Annotated in this window: 7 protein-coding genes; all 7 read right to left on the minus strand. The window is 38.5% G+C overall.

Features of this window, described 5'->3' with window-relative positions; all coding sequences use genetic code 11:
- Positions 1–28 precede the first annotated feature (28 nt).
- The 7 genes from AB8S09_RS01970 to prdC all read right to left on the minus strand — a co-directional run bounded on the left by AB8S09_RS01970 (position 29) and on the right by prdC (position 8768).
- Entirely contained in the window at positions 29–1216 is a 1188-nt protein-coding gene (locus tag AB8S09_RS01970; RefSeq protein WP_294181571.1) for a PucR family transcriptional regulator, read from the minus strand.
- A gap of 61 nt (positions 1217–1277) precedes the next feature.
- Positions 1278–2495, minus strand: coding sequence for an MFS transporter (locus AB8S09_RS01975; protein ID WP_294181573.1), 1218 nt, complete (start codon positions 2493–2495; stop codon positions 1278–1280).
- A gap of 534 nt (positions 2496–3029) precedes the next feature.
- Positions 3030–4277, minus strand: coding sequence for a glycine/sarcosine/betaine reductase component B subunit (locus tag AB8S09_RS01980; protein ID WP_369868374.1), 1248 nt, complete (start codon positions 4275–4277; stop codon positions 3030–3032).
- A gap of 112 nt (positions 4278–4389) precedes the next feature.
- Positions 4390–5115, minus strand: coding sequence for a D-proline reductase (dithiol) protein PrdB (gene prdB / locus AB8S09_RS01985; protein WP_294181577.1), 726 nt, complete (start codon positions 5113–5115; stop codon positions 4390–4392).
- Positions 5116–5127: 12 nt separating this feature from the next.
- Positions 5128–5574, minus strand: coding sequence for a CBO2463/CBO2479 domain-containing protein (locus tag AB8S09_RS01990; RefSeq protein ID WP_294181579.1), 447 nt, complete (start codon positions 5572–5574; stop codon positions 5128–5130).
- Positions 5574–7340 carry a D-proline reductase (dithiol) proprotein PrdA gene (prdA, locus tag AB8S09_RS01995; RefSeq protein ID WP_294181580.1) on the minus strand — a complete coding sequence of 589 codons (1767 nt, stop codon included), beginning with the start codon at positions 7338–7340 and terminating at the stop codon, positions 5574–5576. The genes AB8S09_RS01990 and prdA overlap by 1 nt, the downstream gene beginning before the upstream one ends.
- 129 nt (positions 7341–7469) lie before the next feature.
- Positions 7470–8768 carry a proline reductase-associated electron transfer protein PrdC gene (prdC, locus tag AB8S09_RS02000; protein WP_294181583.1) on the minus strand — a complete coding sequence of 433 codons (1299 nt, stop codon included), beginning with the start codon at positions 8766–8768 and terminating at the stop codon, positions 7470–7472.
- Positions 8769–10189: the final 1421 nt, after the last annotated feature.

Genomic DNA, 10189 nt, shown 5'->3' on the forward strand with positions numbered 1-10189 from the left:
TCTTCGGTAAATTATACAAATATTTTGTCTATTTTTTTGTCAATATACTATTAGCAATGATTGCCAAATAAAGTCTCACTTTGTCGTCTATATTCTTGACATCCAGTCCAGTAATCATCCTAATCCGCTCCAATCTATATTTCAGTGTATTTTTATGTATAAAAAGCATCTCGCTTGTAAGTTTAATACTTTCATTACATTCAAAATATGTCGAAATAGTCTCCATAAGTTCAGCTTCATCCAGTATCTTGCCCAAAGTCGACCTTACAACAGAATGAAGAACATCAGAAGAATTTTTATAAACCAAACTATATATTTCTATATCCTTATAGAAATAATAATCCTGTTTTTTCCCTATGACCCTTCCAAGTTTTATTGCATATTTTGCCTGATCATAGCCATCTTCTATTCCACTAATGCCATATCCTATATTCCCAATCCCTATAGTCATTCCTGTATTTTTATAATAAATATCCCTATATTTTAATATCAAATTTAGAACTTCTTTTTCATATCTTTCAGCATTTATTTTATTATCCGACTGTAAAAATAAGGTTACATATTCAGCATTTCTTACTATTATATAGTTAATAATTTGCTTTTTTCTCTTAAGAGCTCTTGTTATAGAATCTATATATTTATAGAGCCTATCTCTTATTGACATCAGATCAGGATTATCATATCCGTCAATATCTACAGTTACTGCACAAATATATCCTTCTTTTATGTCATATCCCAATGCCTTACCTCTTTCAATTACAGAATCTATAGTCTTGTACGTATGAAATATTATTCCTTTCACATATTCCTCTACTATCATAAAATGTTCTTTTAATCTAAATATTTTTTGATTTAATGGCGTCATTATACTTAAATAAGTCACATCACTGGGAATTTCGAACATCGAAAGCTTCAACTCATTGGCAATTTTAATTAATTTATCTGGTATCCTAGGTACATATTTATTTATCTTTATTGCTATTCCCGCTGCATTTAATTTGCCAAGTCTATATACAATATCACATTGTTCATCAATTTTATCCCTCACCGAATAGAAACTTGTAATTATAAATTCTCCACCTTCAAGCCACTGAACCGTATCAGTAACTTCCATTACTGTGACACTCTCAATTACTCTATCAATGCCTTCCTTTCCCGCTATTAATTTAACCTTTTTAAATGCCTCTATTTCCATAGCTTCCCTAATAGTTAGCATATTAAATATTCCCCTTCTTAGGTTTCCCTATCGATTTATATTGTTATCTTATGCATAATCTTCAATCTACTGCAGGCTTTTTCAGATTCAAAATAATAGTCAATGAAATCAAATATAATATGGATAAATATGCCATAGCATAGGTTATACTGAACTTTTCCAAAAGCAAACCTATTACGATTGTAGAAAATCCACCAAATGCACGCCCGGCATTAAAAACTGTATTAAGTGCAGTGGTCCTTATTCTATCTGGATAAAAGCTGCTGATAAGTGCTCCATATCCAGCCATCATACCGTTTACAAAAAATCCTACAATAGATCCGCCTATCAAAAGTGCAATTGCGCTTGTAACATATACATAAATAAAAACCGAACAGGCTGAAGCTATTAAGAAAATGGCATACGATACCTTTGCACCAAATTTATCCATGATTCTGCCAAACACCAGCATACCGAGACACATACCTATAATTGTAGCAACAGTCCAAAGTGAAGAACCTGAAATACTTAATCCAAGACGTTTTTGCAAAATTGACGGAAGCCAATTCATTAATCCAAAATAACCGGAAATTTGAATTGTACACATAAGCATCAGAGAAATTGTTACAATTGCCTTTTTAGGTTCGTTAAACAGCTCTAGCAATGATATTTTTTCTTTCACTTCAGTCTCTCTTTTACTTGCCAGCCATCTGGGTGATTCCTCTACACTCCTCAAGAAAAAAGCTAATGGCAAAGCCATGACACCTGCTACAATAAACAATGTACGCCAACCGAACATTGGCAATATTATAGCAGCACTCAAAGCAGCTATAACAGTACCTACTTGTCCACCTATCGTAGTATATGAATTTATTCTGCCTAGTTTTTCTTTTGGAAAAACATCTGCAACTAAAGCCATGACAATGCCATATTCTCCACCTGCACCAATTCCTGCTATAAAACGTAATATACATATGACAGCAGTATTTTGAGCAAATCCTGTAAGTAATGTAGACATGGCAAATACAATCACTGTATAAGTAAACATACGTATTTTCCCATGCCTATCTGCTAAAATACCAAAAGTGATACCGCCAAGCAGCATACCCAAATTGGTGATCGTAGATATAGAACCAGCTACTGCGGAACTTATATGAAATTGTTTAATCAACGAACTCATAACATATCCGAGCAACATAATATCCAGACTCTCTATACCCAGCCCAGCAATAGTTGAAGTTAAAATTTTCTTCTGGTATCTACCTGTAATTATAACTTCTTCCTTTTTCAATATACTCATATATTTTCCCCCTGTTTGTTATTTGACACTTTAAAGTATATTAAAAATAATCTACTTTGTCTGTATCTAATAGAACAACATTTGTATATATTTTTTTGTATATTCTCACAATTCTCCAATTTTATTTATCAATATTGTCGATTAAGTGATATTTCATCCGTATCAAAAAAGAAGGCACCCAATTTTAGGTACCTCATAATTATACATATCATGATATCTTCAATATTCTCTTCGGTTCTGAAGGCGATGATTGTTCAGCTGGAAATTGGAAATGAAAGCTGCCTGTCCGGCTGGAAATCGACTTGAAAATTGCTTGTCCAGCACTACTGGGCTTGAAGAAGATGCTTGTCCAGAACTATTTTTATTTACACTTTATTCACAATATTTGTGGCAGCCTGACTTTTTTCAATTCAGATTGATCCCTGATAACTACTGTGATATCAAGGGTATATGGGATCATGGTTTGGCTTGAAAAACAGATGAATGCTTGGAAGATTTGTTCGCAATTTATTCATGACCCCCGGGGGTTGCCTGTCACACCAGTGAATGAATAACTCCATCTCTGCATTGATTTGGTGTAATCACATAGGGCAGGTTTTTGGAATCCCTCATATTGTGAGACCCAAGGAATCCCCCCGGCTCGCACGGGAACATGGCAGTATCATACATATTTCCCAGGCCGGATACAATCTTTACAAGGATAACTTTACGCTTTCCCGGACGCATAACATCATTAAATTCTTCTCTTGTATATGGCATATTATCCAGATTCACAAGCACATTCCGGATTTCCTGGACGATCCGGTCCGCCGCCCGATGTCCGGCCATAATACCTTCTGCCGTTCTTCCTTCACCCTCTTCAAACAGCACATCAACATGAAGTATATAATCAGTTGACTTTGGCGTGCCGGCACGGTCCAATACAACCTGATTTTTCAAAATCCCTTCTGAGGAACCAATATTACAGGGCTGAAATCCGCTCTTATCTTCGACGCCAGTTATCATGACGGTTATTCCGGAAAGCATATGTGTAACACCTTCACCCAGTTCTCCCCGCACCTTACAGGCAATGGGGGAGTAGTCCAAATTGGAATTGACAAACATATCATAATTTCCCGGCTCAATGATGCTGATCTTGATATTCTTGATCCTGGGCTCCGATTGAACAATGCACTTTTCAATTCCATTTCGTATAGTCAGCACACCGCGGTCAATTTCTGTTTTCTCACCCAGATGGACTTCATTGATATGAAATACTTTTCGGGTCAGCCTGTGTAGATTCTGTGCTGGTTCATCCGATCCCGTATCTACCGGTTTCCCAGCTTTGCGGAGTTTATTTTTCACCAGTGCGACAGCCTTCATTGCGTCATAATCCGTCAGATTGTTCTCTCCTACAACACAGGATTCATATCCGGCTTCACTTTTATTAAAATCTATCACACAGTCCACGTAACTGTTGGTGCAGACAAGCCGTCCCTGCTGGGCGATATAGCTGAGTCCAACACTGGGAATTCTCCGAATACCAAGCTGCTCAATTACATTGACAAAATCCACATGATGGTTCCCCCATCCATCAATTGCAACAATTGCCGCATCTGCACGCATAATCTGCGCTATATCGCCGACACGTTTTGCCGTATAAATTTTATCATCGCAGACCTCGGATACGCCATCTACAATAATACCTGTAAATTCAATATCTTTTTCCTTTGAAAGTGCCTCTGTTACCGGACACCTAAAATGATGCAGCGTTGTCATTTTAATACTTGGCCCCAGTCCCATATAATATACCTCCATTCTACATGATCTCTTATCTTCTATCTGTAATGAAAATTACACAAGGAGGCCGCCATAATATGACAAGCCCCCCTTGTAGTCTCTTACTGAAACAGATTTATACGTTATGACGGTATTCGTAAGGTAATACCTTTGTTTGATTAAAACTTGGACAATCACGAACCCATTCTAAGGATTCTTTTACGATCGCCGTCTGCATTTCCACATTGTTTGGTTCTCCGGCATTTGATCCGATTGGAACATGAGGAGCTGTAATTCTAGGTGCTCCCTGCTGTCTTGCAATGGGAGGCAGTGCAGCAATTACACAGCAGCTCATTCCTGCTGCTTCACAACATCTGGTGACAATTGTTGCTGAACGATGGCAGGTTCCGCATCCACCTGTGCAAAGAACTACATCTACACCCTGCTCCTTTAATCTGCGGGCAATTTCCGGACCTGTCACATTCCTGAATTTCTCAACATTTCCACCGCCGCCCATGAACGTGTAAGTCTCTTTAGGCAGAGAGCCAATAAATCCTGCATCTACCAGTTCATGCATACGGTCGATGGGAAACATACAATTAACATCTTTATTAATATCTGAATTATCAAATCCTCCGTGTGTTACCATCAGCCTATCAGATGGTGTATCAAATGGAATTACACGATAAGAGAAATCACCGGATGTATTATAAGGTGTCTGGTCTTTCTTATGAATTCCACCTGCTGTAATAAAAGCAACCTTGCACTTGTTAAGCGGCTTTTTTAATTCTGTGAATACCGGTTTTGGTGTAACCGGTACAAAGATTTCGGACTGCAGTCCTTTTTTTGTTGTTAAACTCATTGTTTTTCCTCCTTAAATTGATTTTGCCGGGATATCCCGTTTGCCAATTACTTTTAAGCAGCTGAAATAAAACTCCACATTCTGTCCTTTTTCCATTGTAACTGGTGTAAATACCCAACGCCGCGGCACTCCTATGGTTCCCAAATTATTCATTATTGCTACCTCTATGGCAGTATCATTTACTTGTGTTATCTTTCCTCCCAGCAAGCATGGAACTATCTCATGATCCGTTTTCATATCCGAGCAGTCATAATCATATGGCTGTTCTACAACCTGAATATAACTGAAATAAAATTCCAGCTCATGGCCGATATCCAGAGTCTCATCGCTCATAATCAGACATTTTGGAACCGTAATAACTCCCAAACGGCCATAAAGATGAACTTTCACCTGGTCCTCAGACACATCTTTCACGAGTCCTCCCATTTTCACGGGATTAATTATATAATCACAATCCATTAATGCAATGTCCCGCTTTCAACAAGCTTTGTCTCAGGGAGCCCTAAAATCTTGTTGTTTGCATTAATAACATCGTTGTTCCATTTTCTTTCAGCAGGTTTGATCTCCACGCCTTCCATTTTATTCTTCAGCATCTGGATTGCACGTACAGCTACTTCTGGAGTTATACCCGAGCAGCCTGCAATGTCATTTTCAAATCCGCCCTTGTCCATGTTGTTTTCAACCATTGCTGTAGCATATTTATTACCAACTACCAATTGACCCTGATATGCACAGAAGGATACACCAACTACTGGAATACCTCTCTTTCCAGCCTGACCAATGTGCTGAATGAAGTCAATATGATTATTTCCAAAACCTTCCGTTGTAACGATGACACCATCAAGATTCAGTGCTTCAAGCATAGAACCAAGTCTTTCAGATACCCAGAGTTTTTCATCGTTAACCTGTGGTGAGCCAACAAAGATAACACCTACCAGATCCAGCTCATCATCTTTTGCCAGACCTTCTACAAGAGGCTCTCTGATGTAATGGCGCGTCATTTCTTTTGTTGCAGGTCCAATGCAAGTCAATGCATGTATTGATCCGTCTCTTACCTGATTTGGTGTCAATATAATTGGAACATTGCAGCAGTCTACATTCTTCTGTCCGCCAAGAACTCCGCAGGGCTCTCTCGGGCATATAATATTGTCATGCATAGCTCCCTGTCCCATAATTTCCTTTACCAATACTACACGGGGATTTCCTTCTCTACGCACATCTTCACAGATTTCTTCATCAACAACTTCGCCTTCATATTTTTTCAGTTTGTCACGAACTGCCTGAATAATGTAGTCCTGGCATTTATGTGCAGCAAATGGGCCTGGTCTTGTCATACCTGACAGTCTTTGAACAACTGCATGGCAGCGTATAATAATATCATTTTCATCTGCACAACCCGGATGTCCGAAATACATCTTCTTATCCAGATATCCTTCGGAAGAACCAAATTCATGAATTTGCACGCCATCTTCATCTACACCGGTAAGCATGAATACAACACCATCAGCAACTTTCGTGATACCTTCGCCAAGCTCGCCTTCAACTTTTGTAGCAATTGGGCAAACATCCATAATTGTATCTGTATAGATATGTCTTTCATTTGGATGAATAACATCTAACTTAAGGCTCTTACACAGCGCATCCTGTTTTACTGCAGTCTTAACAATGTTTTTATCAATGGTGATAACGCCATTTTCAATGGAAGTTTTATTACCAATCTTTGCATCTGAAATTTTAATGTGCTTTTTCACAAGTTTATGAATGACCTTTTTCTCTCCACTTTTCTCTGCTGCTCCAGCAGGTACTGAAGGTGCTGCCCCGGCAAGCACTGGTACATCCAGCTTTAGGCCTTCAAATTTTTCTGCTTTTCCAATTTCAATGTGAATCATTCCGTTACCTCCTACCGACTGGACTTTTGAAGCCTCTTTGATTTCCTGTGGTGTTTCAGATTCATCTACTTCTTCTTTCACTTCGTTGACCTTATCAACTACGTTTTTTGTAATCGGCGTAAGGGCCTCAACATCTTTTGTCAGCTTACTCCCGATTACCTGTTCAATACGCAGACCATCCGGACTCAATTTCAAGAGACCCGCATCCTGCATGTCTTCAAATAATTCCGGATCTTCCAGATCTGCTGCACTTATAACCAATCCCTTTTCTCTTCTGCAGCAAAAAATTGCGGGATCTTTTAAGTGCTTCTGCAATGTTTCTTTTGTAATAGACATTTTTTGATTCCTCCCTGCTCTTCTTTTCTAAATCTTCTTATCATTTTGTAATCAACAGCATAAATTACACGTCAGTACAATGATAAGTCAATGATCTCAACTATGGGCATTTTCTATTCCTCCTTATCCTTATTCTCCTTCTCTCCTGAATCTTCTTATCAGCTTATAATTGACAGCACGCAGCGCACCGTCAGTACAATGATAAACCGGCAATTTCAGCTGTGGTGCACAGGACATTACGGTATTGGTGCAGTCTGTACAGTTACTGATCAGCAGAGCCTGCGCTCCTGTTTTTTTCAATGCCATCACCTTTTGCACCTGTCCAGGACATTTTCCCGGATTCTCACATTTACGGGTATTTTTAACCTGCTTTGCCTGTTTACAATACTCAACTCCCACTACCTTGGAGCCCATACTCGATGCCTGTTCTTCCAGACGTTCTCTGTTTGCCCCGCAGGCACAGACCAAAAGTCCGATCTTTGTCGGTCCCGGCATAAAATTCTCAGCTGCAATAATTCCTCCAGTTGTCTTGATAATAGGTGCCTCCAAAGAAGTCCTCTTACCGGTAAACGGTCCTCCCATAATAAGCTCACCGTATTCGCCGCCAAGTCCTCCTGCCTTTTCCAATACCTTTGCAACACTCATCCCAAGGGGAACATCCAGTAATACATGAATAGATGCATTTTCCTTTAGCTTCCCAGCTACTGTCATATCCTTGTCGATAAGTGGCTTTTTGTCTTCTACCGCTTCCCGGATACGAAATGTGGTTTCTGAATTAACAACCACTGCATCTGCTGCCATCGGAAGCTGCTCTGGCTCCAGAAGGATTCCAAGTGTCTCCCTTACAATTGCACGTTCCTCACCCATGGGATAAATATTATCCAGTTCATGAATGGAAACCCGGCTGTCTGTATTTGCCTTCTCCAGTTTTTCAATCACTTCTTTATGGATTCCTTTCACAGCCACAATCCCTTTTTGGGCATTGACAAGCTTCATGATAATAGCCAGTCCATCCAAAAGTTTTTCCGGTTCTTTCTCGATTCGTGCTATATTATGCGACAGAATTGGTTCACATTCAGCTGCATTGATGATGACAGTTCCTTTTCCTTCAAAATGGAGATTCAGTTTTACAGAAGTCGGAAATCCAGCACCCCCTAATCCTACGATTCCGGATTCTTCAATCAGCTCTTTTGGTGTTGCACCTTGCAAAGGTATGTATTTTGTAAAATCTGTCTGTGATTCTTCAACTACAATCCGATCTGTATCAACAGTTTTCACTTTTCCATCTACACTAGAAAAAATATTGGCTCCCAATGCCCCTTGCGGCTTTTCTGCTATAATCTGACCTCTTTTTACAAAATCATTTTCCTGAACCAACGCCTCGGATGGAGCTCCAACATGCTGTTTGAGTAGAAAAACAAAATCCACAACTATCCACCTGCTTTCTGAAAAAACAGATAATTGTATAAATTATCATACATTTCTCTGTTTTTTTTATTTTTTACACTAGCATTACACTATTTTTTGTTTTAGTAACATCTTATACTCGCCCTTTACATTGCTATGTTAACAGCAACTTATGTGCCAAACCACATAAAAACCCATTTAAAAAAATATTCCCATATGTAATCCATTGCAAAATCAACAATCTTTCATTTTTTCAATATATTTTATATATATAGAAAAAACTCTTACTTGTTAAAAATTTGTCCAAATCCACACAATATTTTTCTAACATACTCCAATTATCTTTTTAAACACATTGCTGCTGCTGCTTTCAGCGAAATAAAAACAAAGTGTCAGATTAACACACATGAGTCCAAAAATCTGACATTGTCTTAAGATGTTCTTCCACTCTATTACCACTATTGATAGTTATACATATATAAAAACAACGTACCTGGATTTGATTTACACAAATCCAGATACGTTCCCTATAACATCATTTAACTCACCAAATTAACATTATATGCCTGCGTTAAAATTATTTGAATATAATTTTTTTATATCTTCAACGTCAATATCATTTATATCTGTTATATACTCTACTGAAAGACCCTTTGCATACTGTTTTAATATAAACTTACTCTATACCTTTTTCCCTGCCTTTTTCTTTAAGCTTTTTATCAAGTTCAAACTTCTTCACCACGCTAAAAGCCTCACTTTTTTCATTATAACATATCACTGTAGAAAAGTTCAAAGAAAGAAGATAATTTTCAATTTCAGCTGAAAATCAAGCAATCTGAACATCAATCCCCAAAAATTTATCATTTTTGCCCACTCTGCAAATATTTATCCGTCTGAAAAAATTGTAAGAGATGTGAAAACAGCTACGTAAGCAATTATCTCGGTTGAAACAGCTGGTTTAGAAACAGTCGCTTGTCTACTTGCTGAGCTCACTGAACTTGCCGGGACTGGTTGCTTGTCCTGCTTGTGTTCCTGGGGCTGATTGCTTGTCCAATCATTTACACTTTATTCACAATATTTGTGGCAGTCTGGCTATTTTCAGTCCAGATTGATCCCCGATAACTGCTGTGATACCAAGGTCATATGAGTCTATGGCTTGGCTCGAAAAGCAGATGAATGTTTGGGAGATTTGTTCACAGTTTATTCATGACCCCCGGGGGTTGCATGTCAAATCCCGGCAAAATCCTGGCAAAATCCCAACGGCTGCATGTCCACCTGGCAGTCCGAAAAATAAAAAATGAAGATTTCCGGATTTCGTCCGGAAATCAACCCTGTATATCAATTCAATTTTCTCTGCTCCAGTTTTTCTTTGAACTCTCCAATGGAGCTGCTCCTGGCGGCATCCTCAAAAACAGATCCCAAAATATTTTCATCTTTTATCT

The sequence above is a fragment of the Clostridium lapidicellarium genome (assembly GCF_041224415.1).
Taxonomy (GTDB): Bacteria; Bacillota; Clostridia; order Clostridiales; family Clostridiaceae; genus Clostridium_B; species Clostridium_B lapidicellarium.

Bases quoted from the DNA above. Each gene is read 5' to 3' on its own strand.
- AB8S09_RS01970 (WP_294181571.1), bottom strand. From the start codon at position 1,216: ATGCTAACTATTAGGGAAGCTATGGAAATAGAGGCATTTAAAAAGGTT.
- AB8S09_RS01975 (WP_294181573.1), bottom strand. From the start codon at position 2,495: ATGAGTATATTGAAAAAGGAAGAAGTTATAATTACAGGTAGATACCAG.
- AB8S09_RS01980 (WP_369868374.1), bottom strand. From the start codon at position 4,277: ATGGGACTGGGGCCAAGTATTAAAATGACAACGCTGCATCATTTTAGG.
- prdB (WP_294181577.1), bottom strand. From the start codon at position 5,115: ATGAGTTTAACAACAAAAAAAGGACTGCAGTCCGAAATCTTTGTACCG.
- AB8S09_RS01990 (WP_294181579.1), bottom strand. From the start codon at position 5,574: ATGGATTGTGATTATATAATTAATCCCGTGAAAATGGGAGGACTCGTG.
- prdA (WP_294181580.1), bottom strand. From the start codon at position 7,340: ATGTCTATTACAAAAGAAACATTGCAGAAGCACTTAAAAGATCCCGCA.